The sequence below is a fragment of the Verrucomicrobiales bacterium genome (assembly GCA_016793885.1).
Lineage (GTDB): Bacteria > Verrucomicrobiota > Verrucomicrobiia > Limisphaerales > UBA11320 > UBA11320.
Genome location: JAEUHE010000179.1, coordinates 51,746 through 72,237, shown reverse-complemented (window position 1 = coordinate 72,237; position 20,492 = coordinate 51,746). Strand labels below are relative to the sequence as shown.

17 protein-coding genes are annotated in these 20,492 nt (G+C 58.4%); 4 read left to right on the top strand and 13 right to left on the bottom strand.

Going from position 1 to position 20,492, the window contains the following annotated elements; translation table 11 throughout:
- Window positions 1-31: 31 nt before the first annotated feature.
- The 3 genes from feoB to JNN07_20610 form a co-directional block, all read right to left on the bottom strand.
- Entirely contained in the window at window positions 32-2,281 is a 2,250-nt protein-coding gene (gene feoB / locus JNN07_20620) for a ferrous iron transport protein B (GenBank protein ID MBL9170151.1), read from the bottom strand.
- Window positions 2,282-2,295: 14 nt separating this feature from the next.
- Window positions 2,296-2,535 carry a ferrous iron transport protein A gene (locus JNN07_20615; GenBank protein ID MBL9170150.1) on the bottom strand — a complete coding sequence of 80 codons (240 nt, stop codon included), beginning with the start codon at window positions 2,533-2,535 and terminating at the stop codon, window positions 2,296-2,298.
- Window positions 2,536-2,597: 62 nt separating this feature from the next.
- Window positions 2,598-2,831, bottom strand: a complete 234-nt coding sequence (locus JNN07_20610; protein ID MBL9170149.1) for a ferrous iron transport protein A — start codon at window positions 2,829-2,831, stop codon at window positions 2,598-2,600.
- A 266-nt stretch (window positions 2,832-3,097) separates the two neighbouring features.
- On the opposite strand from JNN07_20610, the gene lepA reads away from it, so the two are divergent.
- On the top strand, window positions 3,098-4,888 hold the full coding sequence (gene lepA, locus JNN07_20605; GenBank protein MBL9170148.1) for an elongation factor 4: 1,791 nt from the start codon (window positions 3,098-3,100) through the stop codon (window positions 4,886-4,888).
- Between the two features lie 67 nt (window positions 4,889-4,955).
- Window positions 4,956-6,128 carry a signal peptidase I gene (gene lepB, locus JNN07_20600; protein MBL9170147.1) on the top strand — a complete coding sequence of 391 codons (1,173 nt, stop codon included), beginning with the start codon at window positions 4,956-4,958 and terminating at the stop codon, window positions 6,126-6,128.
- Between the two features lie 230 nt (window positions 6,129-6,358).
- On the opposite strand, the gene glgA is transcribed toward lepB, so the two are convergent.
- The 3 genes from glgA to JNN07_20585 all read right to left on the bottom strand — a co-directional run bounded on the left by glgA (window position 6,359) and on the right by JNN07_20585 (window position 10,043).
- The gene (gene glgA / locus JNN07_20595) at window positions 6,359-7,885 is read right to left on the bottom strand and encodes a glycogen synthase GlgA (protein ID MBL9170146.1); all 1,527 of its coding nucleotides are present in this window, start codon (window positions 7,883-7,885) and stop codon (window positions 6,359-6,361) included.
- Window positions 7,882-9,183 (bottom strand): serine--tRNA ligase, encoded by a 1,302-nt coding sequence (gene serS / locus JNN07_20590; protein MBL9170145.1) that lies wholly within the window; start codon window positions 9,181-9,183, stop codon window positions 7,882-7,884. The genes glgA and serS overlap by 4 nt, the downstream gene beginning before the upstream one ends.
- Before the next feature lie 152 nt (window positions 9,184-9,335).
- Complete coding sequence (locus tag JNN07_20585; GenBank protein ID MBL9170144.1) at window positions 9,336-10,043, bottom strand: DUF1080 domain-containing protein; 708 nt, start codon at window positions 10,041-10,043, stop codon at window positions 9,336-9,338.
- Window positions 10,044-10,190: 147 nt separating this feature from the next.
- Between JNN07_20585 and mpl the strand changes: the two genes are divergently transcribed.
- Together mpl and JNN07_20575 are read left to right on the top strand one after the other, a co-directional pair.
- Window positions 10,191-11,588, top strand: a complete 1,398-nt coding sequence (gene mpl / locus JNN07_20580) for a UDP-N-acetylmuramate:L-alanyl-gamma-D-glutamyl-meso-diaminopimelate ligase (GenBank protein ID MBL9170143.1) — start codon at window positions 10,191-10,193, stop codon at window positions 11,586-11,588.
- A gap of 144 nt (window positions 11,589-11,732) precedes the next feature.
- A complete protein-coding gene (locus JNN07_20575; protein MBL9170142.1) occupies window positions 11,733-12,143 on the top strand; it encodes a YlbF family regulator in 411 nt (136 codons plus the stop codon).
- Window positions 12,144-12,208: 65 nt separating this feature from the next.
- On the opposite strand, the gene JNN07_20570 is transcribed toward JNN07_20575, so the two are convergent.
- From JNN07_20570 to JNN07_20540, 7 genes are all read right to left on the bottom strand, one after another.
- Entirely contained in the window at window positions 12,209-13,858 is a 1,650-nt protein-coding gene (locus JNN07_20570) for a secretin N-terminal domain-containing protein (GenBank protein MBL9170141.1), read from the bottom strand.
- A gap of 23 nt (window positions 13,859-13,881) precedes the next feature.
- A complete protein-coding gene (locus JNN07_20565; GenBank protein ID MBL9170140.1) occupies window positions 13,882-14,463 on the bottom strand; it encodes a hypothetical protein in 582 nt (193 codons plus the stop codon).
- Window positions 14,441-15,193, bottom strand: a complete 753-nt coding sequence (locus tag JNN07_20560) for a hypothetical protein (protein ID MBL9170139.1) — start codon at window positions 15,191-15,193, stop codon at window positions 14,441-14,443. The genes JNN07_20565 and JNN07_20560 overlap by 23 nt, the downstream gene beginning before the upstream one ends.
- Window positions 15,190-16,653 carry a hypothetical protein gene (locus tag JNN07_20555; protein ID MBL9170138.1) on the bottom strand — a complete coding sequence of 488 codons (1,464 nt, stop codon included), beginning with the start codon at window positions 16,651-16,653 and terminating at the stop codon, window positions 15,190-15,192. The genes JNN07_20560 and JNN07_20555 overlap by 4 nt, the downstream gene beginning before the upstream one ends.
- A 199-nt stretch (window positions 16,654-16,852) precedes the next feature.
- Window positions 16,853-18,361: a LamG domain-containing protein gene (locus tag JNN07_20550; protein ID MBL9170137.1), complete on the bottom strand. Its 1,509-nt coding sequence runs from the start codon at window positions 18,359-18,361 to the stop codon at window positions 16,853-16,855.
- A 9-nt stretch (window positions 18,362-18,370) separates the two neighbouring features.
- Window positions 18,371-19,270, bottom strand: coding sequence for a type II secretion system protein (locus tag JNN07_20545; protein MBL9170136.1), 900 nt, complete (start codon window positions 19,268-19,270; stop codon window positions 18,371-18,373).
- Window positions 19,271-19,281: 11 nt separating this feature from the next.
- Window positions 19,282-20,487 (bottom strand): type II secretion system F family protein, encoded by a 1,206-nt coding sequence (locus JNN07_20540; protein ID MBL9170135.1) that lies wholly within the window; start codon window positions 20,485-20,487, stop codon window positions 19,282-19,284.
- Window positions 20,488-20,492 lie beyond the last annotated feature (5 nt).

Here is a 20,492-nt window from a genome sequence, read left to right as displayed (position 1 = left end):
GCTGCGGAACACCGACACGCGACGTTGGCACTCAGGTCAATCCGAACAGCGGGCAGAGATGATACGTCGCGAAGGCCAGCACCCAGGCCAAAGCACCCATATATAACCACTGAAACAGGGGCCATTTCCAGGAGTTTGTTTCGCGTCGGACGACGACGACCGTGCTGACGCACTGGAGGGCGAAGACATAGAAGACCATCAGGGTTAACGCCACCCGTGGCCGATAAAGGGCCTGGCCCTCGGGGGTTTTCTGCTCTTGCAGCGTGGCGGCGAGAGTCTGCATGCCCTCCGATTCATCCGCTTCCTCACCCACGTTGTAGACCAGGGACATGGTGCTGACGAACACTTCCCGAGCGGCGAACGATGCCACGATCCCGATGCCGATTTTCCAGTCAAAACCCAGCGGTTTGATTAATGGTTCGATGGCTCGCCCCATCCGGCCGGCGAAACTGTTGCGCAGTCGTTCTCCCGACTCCTGATCATGCAGTACCTTCAGCTCCAGCGCCCTTGCCTCCTGCTCGGCTGGGCTGCCGGTCGGCAGCTGCACCAGCGCAGCGCGCCGGTCGGCGAAGCTCTGCTCGGTTTGACTACTCTTGGGATACGTCGCCAGAAACCACAGCAGCACATTGATCCCCAGGATGACGGTGCCGGCTCGTTGCAGAAACAACCGCGCCCGGTCCCACATGTGGCGGGCGACCACTTTCAGCAGCGGACATTTGTATGGAGGGAGCTCCAGGATCAACATGGGAGTAGGCCCTTTGAGCAGCGTTTTTTTGAACAGCCAGGCCATGAACAGTGCGACGACGATTCCCAGGAGATACATACCCAGCATCACCAGTCCGGGCAGCTTCAGAAAGCCAAACAGCGTGAGATTGGGAATGCAGGCGGCGATGAGCAGAGTGTAGACCGGAAGTCGGGCCGAGCAGCTCATCAAGGGGGCCACCAGAATAGTCACCAGCCGGTCTTTAGGACTCTCGATCGTTCGGGTGGCCATGATTCCCGGGATGGCGCAGGCGAACGAACTGAGCATGGGGATGAAGCTCTTGCCATGTAGGCCGACCTTGCTCATGAGACGGTCCATCAGGAAGGCCGCTCGGCTCATGTAGCCGGTGTCCTCCAGCAGACCGATGAAGAAAAACAGCAGGCAGATCTGGGGGAGGAAGACCACCACGGCACCCGCCCCCTTAAACACGCCCAGCTGGATCAGCTCGTTCAAGGGGCCAGGCGGCATGAGGTGAGAGACTTTATCGCCGAGCCAATCTACCCCGGCTTCGACCCAGCTCATCGGCAGTTCAGCGAACGAGAAGATGGTTTGAAACATCGCTCCCATGATCAGCAGGAAGATGAGGATGCCCCAAACTCGATGTGTCAGAATGCGATCCAATCGATCGGTAGTGCTCTCGCCCTCGATCTGAGTCACTGTCGTGACCATTTCCTCGATGGCAGAAACGCGGGCGTAGCGCGCCTCGATCGCGGCGCTGCGCCAATCAACCCCTAGCGCTTCGAGCCGCAGCCGCGCCGATCGAACCTCGCCGACCAGGGACTCGGGATAGCGAACGGGGAGGGCGGTTAGAATGCGTTCATCGCCCAGCAGCAGCAGAGCCTCGGCCAGTGCGTGATAGCGGGACTGAGGAAAGCTCAACTCGAGCAGCTTGGCGATGTGCTGGCATTCCTTCCCAAAGCTCTCCGAAAGCTCGCAGAACAGACGGGGGGCAGAGGGCGGGGCGGGGGTGCTCACCTGCCCTTCGATGTGTCGTCGCAGTTCATCGAGCCCTTGGCCGGAAGTGGCCACCAGGGGCAGGACCGGCACGCCCAGGGCCTTGGACAGTTGGGTCGCATCGATGGAATGTCCGGCGGTTTCCGCCACATCCACCATGTTCAGCGCCACCAGAGTAGGGTAACCCAGCTCGATGACTTGGGTGGCCAGATAGAGATTCCGTTGGAGGTTGGAGGCATCCACGACCACGACCACCAGGGCAGGGGGAGGCACCTCGGGCAAGCGATGGAACAGGATATCGCGGGCTACCTGCTCGTCCAGGGAAGCGGGACTCAGACTGTAAGTACCCGGAAGGTCGAGAATCTGGATGAGCGTTTTCGAATGCTGCAAGGAACCCTCCTTGCGCTCCACGGTCACACCGGCGTAGTTGCCCACTCGAGCCCTCAAGCCCGTGAGGGCATTAAAAAGGGTGGTCTTACCGCAATTGGGGTTCCCTGTCAGGACCACATAGGAGGGGCCCTTCAAGACGGGGGGGGATGGGGGAGATGACTCCGGCGTCGACATGAGTGGCGGCGGTCCTATTTAGGCCGGACCAGAATCAGCTCCGCCTCGTGACGACGCAGCGACAGGTGATAACCTCGGATTTTAATTTCCACTGGATCCCCCAGCGGTGCGAAACGCACAAGTTCGATGGCGGTACCGACCAGCAAGCCCATCTCGAGCAGCCGACCGCGGCTTTCAGGAGGCAGACGAAGCTCGACAACGGTGCCGGTGGCGCCGGCAGTCATGCTGCTTAAAGGAAGGGGAGCCTCAGGCATACAGCCGCGGGTATCTGAGGGTTGTGGTTGGCTTCAGAAACGTAACCCATTGAGGTGGGTATTTAGCGTTTATGGGGTAATCCAGTCTCAAGTGGTTCCACCATAATTGTTTCTGCAAGTTGCTGACTGATCGCTAAGCGGGCATTGCACACCATGCAGATAACGCTTTGCTGGGTGCTCACGAGCCGTACCTGCTGCTGTTCCGCGAAGCCAATCTCGCGCAGCCGCTGGTTGACATCGGGAGGTGCGCACAACTGGCGAACCCGCACGGACGCACCGGCTTTGACCTGATTCAAGGGGCAAAGGGCAGGCGACGGGCAAACCGGGGTGGCTGAACTGGTTGCTGATTTAGTCAAACGTCAGATCCGTTAACGGTTTTGAGACTGTGATTCAAGGAGGAAAATTCGAGAGGATCCATCAAGAACACCGATTTCATCCTCCCTAAAGGTTTAAATTTTCTACGATTGCTTGTCCGGGGGGAAATTTCGCATACTCACGAGCCACTTGCCAGCGGTGCAAAGAGTTGCGCCGCCACAGGTGAGTTTTGAGATAGGGTTGTCTGATGGACGTCGCACACATAAGAAATTTTAGCATCATCGCTCATATCGATCACGGGAAGACTACGCTTTCCGATCGATTGCTCCAGCACACGGGCACGGTGGCGGATCGCAACATTGAGGAACAGCACCTGGACTCCATGGATTTGGAGCGCGAGAGGGGCATCACCATCAAGGCGCATCCGGTCACGATGTATTACAAGGCCAAGAATGGGGAGACCTATGAGCTGAACCTGATCGACACTCCGGGGCATGTGGATTTCGCCTACGAAGTGTCGCGCAGCCTGAGCGCATGCGAAGGCGCTTTGCTGATTGTCGATGCCGCCCAGGGGGTCGAAGCTCAAACAGTGGCCAACGTCCACCTGGCCATGAAGCAGAATCTGGAGATCATCCCGGTCATCAACAAGATTGATCTGCCTCATGCGAACGTCGATCAGGCGAAAGTGCAGCTCGAGGAAATTTTGGCCATCCCTGGCGACTCCGCGATCCTGGCCAGCGCCAAGCAAGGTATCGGGATCGAGGACATACTCGAGGCCATCGTTAAACGGGTGCCGCCGCCCAAGCCTACGGGCGCGCCGTCGCTGCAGGCCTTGGTGTTCGATTCCTATTTCGACACCTACAAAGGCGTCGTGTCGCATGTGCGCGTGTTCAACGGGGAGTTGCGCCCTGGGCTGCATGTGAAGCTGCTTCACTCAGGCCGCTCGGTGGAGATCAAGGAAGTGGGCAGCTTCAATCCGAAGCCTTATGTCCGCGAGAAGCTGGAAGTGGGTGAAACCGGCTATATCACGGCGAATATCAAGAGTCCCAAGGACGTGAAGATGGGCGATACCCTGACGGATACGCGAATTCCTTCGCCGACTCTGCCTGGGTTTCAAGAGATCCATCCGATGGTGTTCAGCGGTATCTATCCGATTAACACGGCCGACTACGAGCATCTCAAGGTCAACCTGTCTAAGCTTCAGCTCAACGACTCCGCCTTTGTGTACAGCTCGGAAAGTTCGGTGGCCCTGGGCTTTGGATTCCGCTGCGGGTTCCTGGGGCTCCTTCATATGGAGATTGTGCAGGAACGGCTCCGTCGGGAGTACGACATGCACATCATCGCCACGTATCCCAGCGTCATCTATCGGGTTACGTTCACGGATGGCACGCTGAAGGACATTGACAACCCCGCCTTCATGCCAGAGCCGAACTATATTTTCTCGATTGAGGAACCGATGGTTAAGGCCTTCGTGATTTGTCCGAATGAGTACATCGGCGACATGATGTCACTGGTTTCGGAGAAACGTGGCACCTGCGATCATACCGAGACGCTGGACATACGTCGCGTCATGATCACCTGCAAGATTCCGTTGAACGAGATCCTGATCGACTTCCACGATCGGATCAAGAGCATCACCCGGGGCTACGGATCGATGGATTATGAATATGCCGGCTATCGGGAGTCCGACATGGTGAAGCTCGATATGTTGGTTAACGCCGAGGTGGTCGACGCATTCTCGTGTATTGTACATCGCGAGAAGGCGGAGAGCAGGGGACGTATTCTGGCAGCGAAGCTCAAGGAAGTGATTCCGAAGCAGCAGTATCAGGTGGCCATCCAGGCGGCTATTGGAGGAAAGATCATCGCTCGGGAAAGTATCAGCGCCATGCGCAAAGACGTTACCGCCAAGTGCTACGGCGGTGACATCACGCGGAAGCGCAAACTGCTGGAAAAGCAGAAGGAAGGTAAGAAACGGATGAAGTCCATCGGCAGCGTCAATATTCCTCAAGAGGCCTTTATCGAGGTGCTTAAGGCCTAAGACGACCTTGCTAGTGCATCCGGGCCCCGGGGCTCGGAGCGGATGAGGCACGATCTCTAAACTCCTGATGAAAGCGTTTTTGAACTGGTTTCTATCTCGCACGGTCCGCCACGCCCGTCAAATGTGTGGACACGCCGACAAGCTGATCTCCGCTCAGCGCGATCTGCTAACGCCCTCGGCCATCAGTGCGGTGCAACAAGCTACCAAAGATCTCTACGATTCCACTCGCGGATCGATCGACCGCGCGGTGATAGAGCAGAAAATGACGGTGCTCAACGACACTGCGGAAAAGTGGCTTAAGCGCTATCCTCATGCTTCTTACCGGGAAAATGTTGAGGTCTTTCTCGTGGCGATTGCGGTGGCCATGGGAATCCGGACATTCCTACTCCAACCGTTCAAAATTCCGACCGGATCCATGCAGCCAACCCTGTATGGAGTCACGGCTGAGAATCGTCCCGGGGATCCCACCTTTGTGATTCCGGGCACCCTGAAGCGCTGGTGGGATTTCATCAGCGCCGGGGCGACCTACTATCACATCGTGGCCAGGAACGACGGCGAGTTCAGCTTGATGGACGAACAACCCTCGCGATTTTTGCTCTTTAATCTGCGGCAACGATTTAAGATCGGCGACGAGGTGTACACCGTTTGGTTCCCGCCAGAGAACCTGTTTCCCAAGCACGCCCAGTTGGGATATGGAGTCACGTTCAGGGCTGGTCAGGATGTTCTAAAAATGCGTGCGGTCAGCGGCGACCATCTTTTTGTGGATCGCATGACGTACAACTTTCGCCGGCCCACTCGGGGCGACATCGTCGTGTTCAAGACTTACGGCATCAAGTATCGCAACATGTCGGAGGATCAGCACTACATCAAACGCCTGGTCGCGTTGGGCGGCGAGAAGATTCAGATTGGCAATGATCGCCATGCGGTGATCAATGGAAAGCGATTGGATTCTTCCACGCCTCATTTCGAGAAAATCTACGATGAGTCCAAGTGGGCTGAGGACGGTTACATGGGCCACGTCAACGCGAGGTTTCGGCCCAGCTTGGGAATCCCGTTGTTCCCGGACGGAGATTCGGTGCTCAACGTTCCCGAAGACCACTACTTTGTCATGGGCGATCATACCTGTGACAGTTCCGACTCCCGCTACTGGGGCACGTTCCCGAAAGAAAATGTCATCGGTAAATCGTTCTTCGTCTACTGGCCGTTCGGCAAACGATTCGGTTGGTGGGGGCACGATTAGAGCCGAAGCGCATCCGCACCAGGAATCTCAGCGCTCTTGAAATCCGGAACCGCCGTCCGCCGGCACAGCCTAGGCTCCTTGGTCATCGAGGTTCCCAAATCACGCATGCCATCGGATTGAAAAGCCAGGCATGACTCGTCGGATTCTCAGTACTCGCACAATGTGTGTTAAATACTATAAATACTTCAGGCTGAAGAAGTTGCCTTTACTAAGTTGGACAGCTGGTGTGGTTAAGCTTTTAACGATCGGTAGGCCGCTTCGTATTGGCTGGCGGTTCGGTCCCAGGAGAAATCGGCGGCCATGGCGTGCTTGCGGTACCAGTTCAGCAACCGCGGCTGCTGGTAGAGCGCTAGCGCTTTCCGGATCGCCTTTGCCAAGGCCCGGGAGCTGTACTCGTGGAATTTGATGCCATCGGCGTGTTTGGGATCCTCGGTAATATCGATAACCGAGTCATCCAATCCGCCGGTCACACGAACGATGGGAATTGTCCCGTAACGGAGGCTGTACATCTGGTTCAATCCACACGGTTCGAACAGCGACGGCATCAGGAAGAAATCCGCCGCGGCTTCGATTCGATGAGAGAGCGCGTGGTTATAGCCAATTTGAACGGCGACTTTGGTGGGATACCGGGCGGCGAGCTCTCGGTAGGCGCGCTCGAGGTCGGCGGCCCCGGATCCCAACAAGACAAATTGCATTCCGGAGGCGAGCATTTCCTCCAGTGCGCCCAACTGGATATCGACGCCTTTTTGATCAGCCAGACGCGTGACGCTGCCAAAGAGCGGCACGGTTGGATCCACCGGCAAGCGCATTTGCTTTTGCAACTCGACCTTGCAGGTCTCTTTACCCGCCAGATCCCTGGCCGAATAGACGGCCGGCAGATGCGGATTTTTTTCCGTTTGCCATTCCTCGTAGTCGACGCCGTTCAAAATGCCACTGAGGATCGATTGCCGGTGGCGCAGCAAAGGATCCAGGCCGCAGCCGTACTCCGCCGTGGTGATCTCGCGCGCGTAGCGTGGGCTGACCGTGGTGAGCAGGTCGGATCCTACAATCGCGGCCTTGAGGCAGTTCACGGTTCCGTAGAATTCCAGACTGCTGGGGGTAAAATATTCGCGAGGCAGATTCGCCCAGGGAAAGGCCTCCGGGCCGAATACACCCTGGTATGCCAGGTTATGGATGGACAAGATGGAGCGCGGTGGATTGTGCCATCCCTCACGCTCGGCTTGGTGGCGAATGAGCGCGGGCACGATACCGACCTGCCAGTCGTGAACATGAACGATCTCAGGCTGCCATGGCAGATAGCGCGCCAGATGCACCACGGCCTTGGCGAGGAAGAAAAAGCGTTGGGCGTTGTCCGGGTAGTCTCGACCCGCTTCGGAATACAACCCGCCACGATCATAGTAGATGGGCTGGTTGATGAAGTAAATCGTCAACCCTGGCTCCGGCTCCAGCACGTGGACAGAAGCTTCAACCCAGTCGGTCGGCCCCATGGGCAATCGCATGAAGTAGTCTAATCGCTGAAGTCCCTGGAGTTTCTCCAGCAGTCCACGGTACAGAGGTGTGACCACACCGACGCGGTGTCCTCGCCGCGCCATGGTCTTGGCCAGAGCGGAGACCATGTCCGCCAGGCCTCCGGTTTTGCTGTAAGGATGCACTTCGCTGCAGCCGATCAGCAAGCGGAGCCCCGGAGGAGTCGCTGAGGGCGAAACCGTCGGTGAGCTCGTTTTCCGGGCTGATTGGGCCCGTTTCCGGGAGCTCATGGCACGATGCGCTCCGTCTGCAGATACGGCCGCAGTGGCTCCGGTATCCGAATCGAGCCGTCGGCCTGCTGATGCGTTTCCAAGAGCGCGACGAAGAGCCGAGCCAAAGCAGTTCCGCTTCCGTTGAGCAGATGGGGCGCGATTTTGTCGCCAGCGGCGGTCTTGAACTTCAAGTTCATGCGGCGGCACTGGAAATCCTCACAGTTGGAGCAGCTGCTCACCTCGAGGTAGGTCCCCTGCCCTGGGGCCCAAACCTCGATGTCATACGTCTTTGCACTCGCAAAACCCATGTCGCCGGTGCAGAGCATGATCACCCGATAATGCAGTCCCAGGAGTTGGAGGACTTTTTCGGCGTTGGCCACCATCTTCTCTAATTCCTCATAGCCGTGCTCGGGCTTGACCACCTTGATGAGTTCCACCTTGTCAAACTGATGGACACGGATCATCCCGCGAGTACCGAGCCCTGCGGCGCCGGCCTCGGCGCGGAAACAAGGGCTGTAGGCGACGTATTGGATGGGGAGCTGGGATTCGTTCAGAGTCTCATCACGATGGATATTCGCCACCGGAGCCTCAGCGGTGGGCAGCAGGTAGAGCTTGCCCATGGTGGAAGCGTCCTTGCCTTCTTGAACGGCATAGGCCTGATCCTCGAACTTCGGGAATTGGCCCACCCCAACCATGCATTCGCGATTGATGATAAACGGCGGCGACACTTCCGTGTAGTGATGCTCCCGCACATGGAGGTCGAGGAGAAATTGAATGAGGGCTCGCTCCAAGCGCGCACCCCACCCGGTGTAGAGCAGAAAGCCGCTGCCAGAAAGTTTTGCACCACGTTCAAAATCCACCAACTTGAGGCTTTGGCAGAGCTGAATGTGGTCCTTGGGCTTAAAGTCGAATTGCGCCTTGGCTCCGAAGGTGCGCATCTCCGGATTGTCCTCGGCCGACTTCCCGAGCGCGACGCTCGTGTGCGGGAGGTTCGGGAGTCGCAGCAGGATATCCTCGCGCGCCTGCTCCACCTCGGCCACTTGTTTGTCGAGCACTGTGATCTGGTCGCCGATAGTCCTCGTCTCAGACTTCTTGGCTTCGGCGGCCGCGAGTTCCTTCTTGCCCATCAAAATGCCAATCTCCTTGGACACTCGATTTCGGGCGGCCTTCAACTCCTCCACCTCGACCAGCAGCTTGCGGCGCTGCTCATCCAATTTCAGGACCTCATCAATCTTCGCTTCGTCCCCTGCCCCACGCGTCGCCAACCGCTGACGCACCATGTCCGCCTGGTCTCGAATTAATTTAATATCAAGCACGGGGCCGATTATAGGCAGAGTTCAAGCTCGGGCAAGCGAAGGCTTTCAGCAGCTTTCCAGCTTGGGAGGCCGTCGGCGAAAGGGTTGAAGGGTAAGGGGTCCGATCACCCCAGTAGCGGCAGCGCCACTCATGGGGGGCGAGCCGCCATTAACTAAAGCTCCCGTAGTCGGATATTCTTGAAGGAAATTTCGTGCCCTGGAGTGCCATTTTTTCCCACGCTATGCACCTGAAGCCCAATAAAACCAGCGGGGGAAAGATCATCCTGGAGATCTGCGGCGGACACGCCGTTGAGCCAGGTGCGAACCCGGGAGCCATCACACTGAACGCGAAGCTGGTTCCACTCTCCGGCCTTGAAGGCTTTGCGGGCAGCCTCGTTTTCCTTGAGATCGTTGAGCCACCCGCGACGCCCCTCATCATACAAGCCCGCTGTCCAAGCCCGGGCGGAGGTGTCGATCTCGGCTTGCAGACCATGAACGCGGCCCGCGGGGACACGAATCTGACGTCCCTTCCAATTCAGTTCAGTGGCGTTCGTGAAGCAATGGCTGCGCACTTGAACGCCCGAGTTCACGCCGGTGGCCACTCGAAAGTCCAGTTCCAGCACAAAATTCGTGAAATCACGGCGGGTGCATAAGAACGAGTTTCCCGTATTGGTAACCGAGGTACCCACAATGCAACCATTCTCTACCCGATACCGGGCTTTGCCTCCGCGCTGGATCCAGCCATCAAGGTCTTTGCCATTAAAGAGCTCGATCCAGGCCGACGCGGGATCCCGGGAGTCGTTTGCGGTGTCCGCACTGAATGAACTCTGAGGGGAAATGAGGCTCCAAATCACAAGGGCGAGCAAGAGTCGGCGTGGCATAGGCGGATGACTTTGGGATAAAGTTGATCCGTTGACAACCCTTAGCTGGCTGGCACCCTACCCACTCAAATTCATCTTCCGCCTTGACCAGAAGTCTTTCCCAGCGAAGGCTGAAACCTAGTCAGCGCTCTGCGCGTCGAATCAATCATGCTTTCAACTATTCGCTCGGTTCATTTCGTCGGGATCTGCGGCACCGCAATGGCTTCAACGGCCGCTGCGATGCAGGAGCGCGGATATCAAGTCTCCGGCTCGGATTCGAATGTCTATCCGCCGATGTCCACCTTCCTCTCGGAGAGGAAGATTCAGGTTTTCTCCGGTTACTCTGAAAGCCACCTTTCGCATCGTCCGGACCTGGTGGTCATCGGCAACGCGATCGGACGTGGCAATCCCGAGGCTGAGGCGGTCCTCGAGCAGAAGATGCGGTATTGCTCGCTTCCGGAGCTGCTCAAAGAGTTTTTCATCCGTGGCAAGCGGTGTCTGGTCGTGGCGGGCACGCACGGCAAGACCACCACCACGTCCTTATTGACCTGGGTTTTCGAGCACAGCGGGCTGCGACCGAGTTATCTCATCGGCGGCATTCCCAACAATCTTTCGCAAGGCGCTCGGTTCACCGACAGCGAGTGGTTTATCATCGAAGGCGACGAGTATGACACGGCTTTCTTCGACAAACGGAGCAAGTTTGTTCACTACCTGCCCGAGGTTGCCATCATCAACAACGTCGAACTGGATCATGCGGACATCTTTGAGAATGTCGCCGCGGTCCAGACTTCGTTTAAACGGCTGATCGTGCTGGTCCCACGGAATGGCCTCGTTCTGGCGAACGGAGACGACCCCAATCTTGCTCCCCTTTTGGATATCAAGCACGCCCCCGTGCGCCGCTACGGCCTTGGAGAAGGAAATGATTTCCGTGCTACCGCCCTCGACCTCTCCCCAGCCGGATCTTCGTTTTCCGTCGGATCCTCCCGCTTCAGAATCCCCCTGGTGGGCGAACTCAACGTCCGCAATGCGCTGGCCGTGGCAGCGTGCGCGCTGCACTGCGGCCTTACCGACGCTCAGATCCAAGCCGCTTTTGATACCTTCCAAGGGGTAAAGCGGCGCATGGAAGTGCGCGGAGTTCGAAATGGCGTGACGGTGATCGATGATTTTGCCCATCACCCGACGGCCATCCGTGAGACCCTCAAAGCGCTCAAGGTGCGCTTTCCGGCTCAGCCCATCTGGTCCATTTTTGAGCCTCGAACGAACAGCACCCGGCGCAACGTCTTCCAGGAGGACCTCGTCACGTCGTTCGATGATGCCGATCACGTCGTAGTTGCCGCCATCGCCAATCCGGAGCTTATCCCGGCCGATCTGCGGCTTGACCCCGAGAAGCTCACTCGACAGCTGAAAGCCAGGGGCAAGGATGCCTCCTTTTTACCCGGGGTCGATGCCATCGTCGATCATTTGGGGACCACCGCCCGCTCCGGAGAGGTCGTCTGTGTGTTCACCAATGGTGGGTTTGGAAACATCCATCAGCGACTTCTCGATCGCTTCGCTTTAACACCCTAAGCGCGGAGGGGCCTCTCGTCCAACAGGTCAGCTTTCATTTGCCACCGAGCCCTGTTTGTGCTGTATTCCTTGGGCGATGGTCCAAAGGCGGCCACAAATGTGGCGGTCCGTGTCATCGTGTGATATCATACCCGCTAACGCATTATGCAAACCAGCACTCAAGAGTCGGCAATTCAAAAAAAGACGGTCGAGCTTTGTGAAACAATCACGACCCATCCCGACTTTCTGAGTCTTAAGGGAAGGGTCGACGCTTTCCTGACCAACGACTCAGCCCGCGATCAATACAATGCGCTGGTGGAACAGGGGCAGATGCTGGAACATCGCCAGCAGACCGGTGGGACCATTACTCAGGAAGAGGTGGCCGATTTCGAGGGGAAGCGTGACGCGGTTCTCCAGAACGCGATCATCAAGGATTTTCTGCAGGCTCAGCAGGAGATCCAAACCATCCAACGCTTCATTGCTGACTACGTCACCAAGACGTTCGAACTGGGTCGGACTCCAGGCGAGGAAGATTTCCAAGACGGCAGCTGTGGTAGTGGCTGCGGCTGCCACTAGCAGCCCGTCGATTGTACCCGACTGGGCTCAACAACCTGAGCAGAGAAGCGGCAGCAATTCTCTGCTCAGTCGACGATCGTCGGGGTGATGAAGATCACCAGCTCGGTTTTGCGCTTGTTATCGTAATTCCCGGTCATCAGCCGTCCGATGATCGGGATGTCTCCGAGGAATGGCACCTTCCGGACCGTCTTGTAGGATTCGTCCTGAATCAGTCCCCCGATCACGACCGTGTTTCCGTCCTTCATGCGCACCAGGGAGGAAGTCTGCTTGATGTCGACTTCCGGGGCGGTCGAGGAGTCGGGACCGCGGGCCGTCTGGATGAGTCGGGTGATAATCGGCGAAATGTCCATGCTCACATGGCCGTCATCCGAAATCTGCGGAGTGATGGATAGGATGGTTCCGACCGTCACCACCTGAATCTCAACGCTGCTTTGGGTGATGGGTGTTCCCGTGGTAGCGATGACCTGAGTCGTACGACGAAAAAACGGCTTATCGAGGCCCACTTTGATCATCGCGGCCTGGTTGTTCAGGGTCCGGATGCGCGGTTGCGACACGATTCGGAGGGTGCCCATTTGCTTCAGTGCGTCCACCACGGCGCGGGCGTCCTTCCGTCCCATGGCCATTGAAAGCGCGGGAGCCGCAGGTTCGTTGCCTCCAATCGGAGAGTCCACGATCATCCGGGACGTGGGGATGAGGGTCGTTCCGCCACCGGAGGAGACATAGTAGTCACCCACCTTGCCCATCACGTTCTGCCAGTCGATGCCCAGATGGTATTCATCGTTCAGTACCACTTCGAAGATTTGGGCTTCGATCTCCACTTGCCGATGAAGGGTCTGACGCACATGGCTCAGGAAATTTCGAATCCGATCCATGGTCGCCTTCTGGTCGCTGACGAAGACCTGACCCGCGGTACGATTGATCACGTACTTGCCCTTGTCGGAAATCAACGCCTTCATTTGCTCATCAAGTTCTTCCCAGAATTTGACGGTATCCGTCTGGTTGATGGAGACACCGGCGCCGTCGCCGCCACCTCCGCCTCCACCCCCGCCAGAAGAGCCACTGGATCCACCCGAGGAGGATCCACCGCTCGACCCGGAAGATCCTCCCGAGGCGATGTTAGCCGAGCTGTTTCCGGTTCCACCACGCACCAACCGCAAATAATCGATGGTAAACACCTCGCTGGTGACGCTCTTCACACGAATCAATCCACGATCGTATTCGGCGTAGTAACCGAAGACTTCCAGCAAGGCGTCCATCGCTTTGTCGAGGGGGAGGTTTTTGAAATCGACGGTGATAGATCCGGCGACGTCGGGATCGGGAACGATGTTCAAATCGAAGGTGCGAGCGAAGAGAGCGAGTGCATCTTGAAGATCGAGTCCCTTCGCGCTGAAGCTATAGGTCCGGTCGCCACCCGGAAGCCCACCCGCGGCCGCCTGGGCGTCACGTGGCAGGAGGGAAGTCCGTGGAGGGATGGGAAGCGGAGCGGTCGGAGGTGTCGTCTTGGGTGGAGGTGCCGGAGCAAACTCGCTTTCGAGGCGCTGAGGGGGCTTCGACGCTGCGGGCTTTGCGGCGGCCACATCAACCTTCTTCTTGGCGGAGCCGCTCTTGCAGCTCGGGGTAACCAGGCAGAGCAGCAGGAGAAGCCAACTCAGGGCGCGGCCTTGTCGCATGGCTCGAGCCAGGGGGCTCGGGGAAGGTTCGATCATGGTATTCATCGGTTTTGGAGTGTGCCACTCGCTCATCGCGGTTCTGCTTCAGTTGGGTCGGACGGATCAGTGGCGGAGCCTTCATCCGTGGTCTGACCGGGTCTAGCGGTGGCGCCGTCAAAGTGTAGTTCGAGCTTCTTCTCGGTCCCATCGTGCCCCCGGAGCAAGACCGAGTGAGAATCAATAAGGATGATTCTGAACTCGGCGATCCGGTCGCCTTCGCCGAACACGCCACCATCGACTACAGCAAAGCGCCGTTCTTGGTGTCGACTGATTGCCTGCAGTCGAAAGTTCGTTCGGCTTGGTGCCAAAGGTGCATGGGCTGCAAGGTCACCAGACTGCAGGGGCCTTGGCTGGAAGGGATCCCGTCGCAACGGCTCGCTGATGAGCATTTGCGGCCAGTCACGGAGCCCCGTCAGGTAGCGTGGGGGGGAGTTGGTCGTGCTCAGTCCTTCCCCTTCATCGCCTTCGGGCGGCGCTTCGCTGTCCGCCTCCCTTCCGGAGACGAGCAAGGGACCAGATCCCGTGAACAGATTGAATTGGAAGGCGGCCATCCCCACAGCGGTTGCCAGCAGGAAGGCCACCGCCACTTTATTTTGCAGCAGCTTTGTCATTGGCTTTCCGCGTCCAGAACTGGAGTTCGACGATGACTGACGAAACGGACGAGTCCTTCTCGGCGACAGCGCTGAGCGATACAATTTCCACTTTGTGGGGGAAATGCTCAATTTGGCTCAGGAGGCTGACGAGCCTCTCGAAGGACGATGCCACCCCTTCGGCTACGGGTTGAGCATGGAGGCGCAGCGTGGCGGGAAGAATCACCGCACCGTCCACCGCCTGAACTCGATCGCTGGAAGTCCGCACCACCAGGTCCGGCTTCCAGCCGGACAGGCGACACAGCTTTTCTATTTCAACCACGAGCCCCACAACATTCTCTCGTTTGGGGATCAGGAAATCCTCGGCACGGGCGACCTGGTTGCTGAGGCTCGCTTGGTCGACCACTTGGGATCCGGTTGCATCCACGATATCCTGCGCCAGGCCCGCGGCTTCTTCGCGAGCAGCCACCACCTGCGCCAGGGATGCCCTCGGCAGCTGGAGAACCAAAGCGTGCAGCGTAAGCAGCAGGCAGACCGCGATTCCGATGCCGAGGGAGGTCATGCTGGTCAGCCGACGTTCCCATTGCTCGACCAAGGACAGAGGTTTTCCGGAGGATTGCATCCGGCTCACGGCCGGTTTATCCGTGGGCGAGGCAACCGTGAGCGGCTCCTTGCTCAAGGCGGGTGACGGTTGAGGGAGCGACGGCTGCGCCGGAGCCGGTGGAACCCGAGGTACAGGCGTGTCGCTCATGGAATCACTCCCTCCACAAAAAACGGCTTCTCGCCATCGTTCCCGGACCCGGCTGCGGTTAGCCCCCGAATCTCAGTGGAAGACTCCTGAAAAAGGCGAGTTCGGGTGCTGGCGGCAATCTGGGCTTTGAAAACGCTGTTGGTCAGCTCACGCTCAAACGCCTCCAAGGCGGTGAAGAAGTCCATCGTTGAGACCATTTGACGCCCTTCCAAGCGGAAGTACCATCGATTGGTGGCACGGTTGAGGTCGAGGCGCCCTAAAACAAAGGTTTCGGGAAGATGCGACCCGAGATACCGTAGCAAGAGAACCGGGACAGGCGGATCCGTGGGGCTCCCGACGGACGCGACAAAGGCCTGCTTCTGGAGGGCGATCTTCCAAACGCTTAAAGTTTCTTCATGCTGTGTCCGCGATTCCTCGATCTGAGACTGAATGCTCTGCAGTTGCAGATCCCGGTCCTTGATCAAGTGGTTGATCCACCCACTGAACCCGACGGAGAAAACAAGGCCGGCAGCGACTGCGACAGCCGCCAGCCGCCGTCGGTAGACATCCTCGCTGTGAAATTGACTCAGCAGGTTCCCCGGGGTGCGAGGCGATAGCTGTGATGTTTCCCAGGCCAGCAGAAATTCATTCTCGGCACCGTCCGTGGCCTGCTGGCTCATTCCGGAAGGCACCTTGACGTTCTCCAGAGCCCGTTTCGCTGTCTCCCCAATCACCCAGAATTCGTCCAGGGTTGATTCGAACTGCTGCTGACAGAACAATCGGGTGCGGTTCAGCTCCTGTTCCAGTCGTTCCGTTGGACGCGCAACAGCCTTGACAACTTTGAGAGTGGGCCCCGCTTTCGTAGGATCAAGCGGACTGCTAGACGGTGCCGCGGACATGGCCACCGAACGAGCAAACCAGACTTGGTCTTTCCGTCCCACCACCAGGGCGATGGAGCCTCCGATATCAGCACTGAGGAGAATTGGCTTGTTAGTGGAGGCCGTGAGCTTTTGGATTTGCCGAGTGAGGACCGTCGCGGGGGCGAAGACCGCTCTCAGGTTGTATCCTTGCGCCAAGCAAGCCTCTCGAATGCTGGTCACCCAATCCCGAGGCAGTAGGGTGAGCAGGAAACGCTGATTGGTTTTCATCGGGACCGGGGTGTTCAGCCCGTAACAGGCCGGCTGGTCCTCGAAGAATCGACTCTGCTGCACTCGCCGCTCAAGGAAGCTTCGGACGAGGCTTCTTCGGCCGATGGGAGCCTCTTGGAGATGGTACAGCAGGCTTCGGTTTTCGACCACCACCATCACGTCCTTACCGCGGAATCCGGTGTTGGAAACGGCGTCCCGCAGGATCCGTTCGAACTCCTCGACCCGATCCGTCACCGTCGGGCAGACCCAGCTGGACACAAGCTTGGATCCCCGCACATGGACGGCTTTCACCTGCCCGTTCAACCAACTCAGGGACAAGATGCTTCGGTTCATAGTTGGTGTGCGCGAAGAGGATTGGTCCGATCAACGGTCAACCGCTCGCGACAGAGGCAATTTCTGCATCGCGCACGACACTATTCCTCTCCAAGCAACTCTGCGGCCAACCCGTGCGCAAAAGTGTTTTCTGAACAAGAGAGGAGCCTGACCGATGGTCGGACGCTGGTCTTGAGGCAGTGTCGGAGAAGCTACTCCATCAAAGTCCGGAAGGACCTTGGTTCAACATCAGGCGAGCAATCTGAGCGGCGGAGAGGGCGCGATCGAAGAGAGAAACATTGTCCAAACTTCCCTGGAAGTAGTTGCCGCCACCGTCAAAAAGTCCCCCGCCACCGATTCTAAAAGAGTGCATCGAGCTGCCAAAATCCGTACGGTTCAACCGCTGACCACCGGCGGCGCGAAGAGTGCCATCCACGTAGATCCGCAAGGCCTGACCATCCGCAGTGACCGCCACATGATGCCACTCGCCCATGGGAAAGGGATAGGCGATGGCCGCCTGCCCAGCGCGCTGGGTGGTAACGACCAGGTCGCCGCCGGCAGCAAACCCCAGCACCGCGACTCCTTGCTGGCCGCAAAGACCGGCGGGGCTCAAGGCCGAAAGGCTGGTCGGATTCACCCAGCAGGCCAGGGAGAACTCGTTCAATCCATTCATCAGGGATTGCGAGACATCCGAGAAGCCGGTAGTGCCGTTCAATGCTAACGCCGTGTTGGTGGCGCTGAAGCCGGTATATGCGGGCACCACCAGAGTGCAATTGGACACGCTCGCACCTGCTGAGAGAGCGGCGTTGGCGAGCACACCCGCAGTTCCCAGGTTGGTTGAGATGATCGAGGTAGCCCCTTCATCAAAAGACCAATAACCGATCGGTGGCAGCGGAGATCGAAAATCAAAATGAGCGTCCCCCTGGACCACATGCCGCTGGACCAACGCTCCATTCGAGGGAGCGTAAAGGCTCAGAGGAGTTCCCTGCAGCAGGTATCGAGCGACGGTGGAAGGCGCGGCGATCGGCGTGCCGCCGTCGGTTGCGAAGGCGAGAGAGCGAAATACAACGTAGCTAAACATCTCCGCGAAGCTGAGGCGCGCCACGTGCAGATGGGACGCCTTGCCTTGCCATGCGGCGCCGAACCCGGCGGCCACCGGTGGGTCCGGGTTGGAGGGGCTGGGCGTCCAATCCCACAAGCTATCGAAAGCCGGCTGGGTGGCGACACCGGATGAGAACGGCAGCGTCAGCCCCCGCTTGGTGCTGCTGACAATCATGACACGCGCGAAGGCGTTGGGGACCTGCGTGGGCACGGATGGATCCAAGCCACCGTTGGGCTGGCTGAACGGCAGGATGCCCGAACCCAAGTTCGGTTGAAAGCGCGGATCGATCAGGTAAATCCGGCGGCTGGTGAGTTCGGAGGGAAACTGGGGGAAGACCTGCCTCACCGCGATCAAATTCATTCCGCTGACCTGCACCACAGCTTGGGCCCAGGTATTCGCTCCCGGAACGGTACGAGTCGAGAGAACCGATTTTTGGAGGGCCTCCGTCAACTGGGAGAGGATCGCATCCTCGGCCTGGGCGGTCTTGCGCGCCTGGGCGACGATCGTTGGCAGAAGAGCCAAGGCAACCGCAGCCATGCCGCCCAGCAGCACTAAGACCCAGACCAGGCTAAACCCGGAGTTGAGACGAGCGCGTCGGCCGACGGTAGGTGGAAGGTCCGGGAGCATGGCTCGGGCTCACTGTAACCGCCACCGCGAGGGAATTCCGTCGTAGATGAAATTCGCGGGCCCTTGAACGGTATGGACCAGGTTTAACTCGTCAGGATTGGCCGGAGGCGACGTGTAGGGCGTGTCGTGCCGATAGAACCTCACCACCGTGCCGCGCAAGTAGTAGGCATCCACAGCGTTCGTGACATCAAAGGCAAAGGTGGGATTCTGGTTGAACTGGGCAAACGGGATCTCACCGGGGAAGCTGGGATTGCTCACGGTTAGGCGAAAAAAGTGAGGTGCCAGGTTGATGCGCTGAACGTGGAGGTGGTGTCCGTTGCCGTTCCAGGCTGCTGGCCAGCCGGTGGGAGGAGCCTTGGTGAATGGATTCAAGGACCAGTTCCATATATTGTCGAACCGGTTCCGATTGCCGGCCGTGTTAGCCGCTTTGCCGCTTGTCACCGGGATCGTCAGACCTCGCTTGGTGCAGCTAATGATCAGGATTCTAGCGTTGGTCGGCGCCACGCTTCCTGAGGCCGAAGACGTGAAGAGCGGGTCGGTGCCGTTGGACGGGGTGAATGCGGGATGAATCAGATAGACACGCCCGCTTCCTGCTGGATTCGCAGGATCACTGTAGGCCACGTCGGTCGGGCTAAGCCCCAAGGAACTGCTGACATTGGTGACCCACGAGGCCGAGCCGGGAATCGTCTGCCAGGCCTGAACGTGTGAGCTGAGTCCGTCAGCGAGTGTCTGAAGGGTTTTGGCCTCCCGCGCAGCATTCGATTCGATGACCCGCCGAATGAGGTTTGGGCCCACCATTCCGGCAAGGATGGAGACAATCGCCAGCACGCCGATCATCTCGATCATGGAGAATCCTCCCCTGCCCCGCCGGTGGTCTTTCTGGGCGAAAAGGCTGACAATCGAGCTCATGAGATTCTGAGTTATTGCACGGTTAGCAGGCTGACGATGGGCATAAAAATGGAGAGCGCGATGATCCCAACAAAACCAATCAGGAAGAGGATCAGAATCGGCTCTATCAAAGTGAAGAGCCGCTTGATCTGACGTGGAAGCACTTCGTTGTAGTACGCGGCGACGTTTTCAAGCGCGGTGCCCAGGCTTCCGGTGTTCTCCCCGACCCGAACCATCTGCACCAGCATGCCGGCGAAGATCGGATGAGCAGTCATGGCCGTATGCATTTGACGCCCCTCGTTGACCGCTTGGCGAAGATCTCCGATGGCCTGCTCGATCACCAGGTTGCCGGTCAGTGTTCGGGTGAGATCGAGGCAGTCCAACAAGGGCAAACCTGCCTGATACATGATCGCGAGGTTCTGAGAGAATCGGGAGAGGCCCACCATTTTCCACATGGGCCCCAGCAACGGCACTGCCAGCTTGAAGCGATCAATGGCCGTAGCGAGCGCCAGCGAGAATCGAACCACCAATTTGAAGCCCACGGCGGCTGCCCCCAGAGCCAGCAGCATCTGCAGCCAATATTGCACGAAGAACTGGCTCACTCCCAGAACTGCCTGAGTCAGCCCCGGCAGCGGGATGTTCAGCTCCGTTAGGAGTTTGGCGAACCGCGGAACCAAGAACGTGAAGACCACCACAACGAACATTAAAGCGCAACCGAGGATAAACATCGGATAGATGAGCGCCTGGCGCACATCCGCGCGAAGGTGATCGCACCACTCGAGATACAAGCGAACCTGATTGCAGGTCTCGGAGAGCTTCCCGCTCGCCTCACCCGCTCGAATCAAATTGACGACGAGAGGCGGAAACGACCGCGGGTGCATGGACAAAGCACTGCTCAGCGTCTGACCAGACTGGACGCGCTCGACCAGGTCCAACATGACCTTTCGAAGGGTCGGGTGAGCGTTCTCGGTAATGTCGTTGCTGAGCGCAGTCACCAGCGGAATCCCAGCTCGCAGCTGGAGCGAGAGTTGGAAAAAGAATTCCGTCAGAACCTGGGCGGGAATGCCTCTGGTGAATCCTGCGCCTGAGGCGAGTCCTGGGCGTGCCTCCCTGACTTTCGCTAGCCAGTGGCCGCGGCTGCGAAACCGCATCTCCAGGGCGACCTCCGACATGGCTTCCTCCTGGCCGGTGTATTCGAGGCCCTTCTCTGATATGGCGGTGAAGGCATAAGTTGGCATGGCGC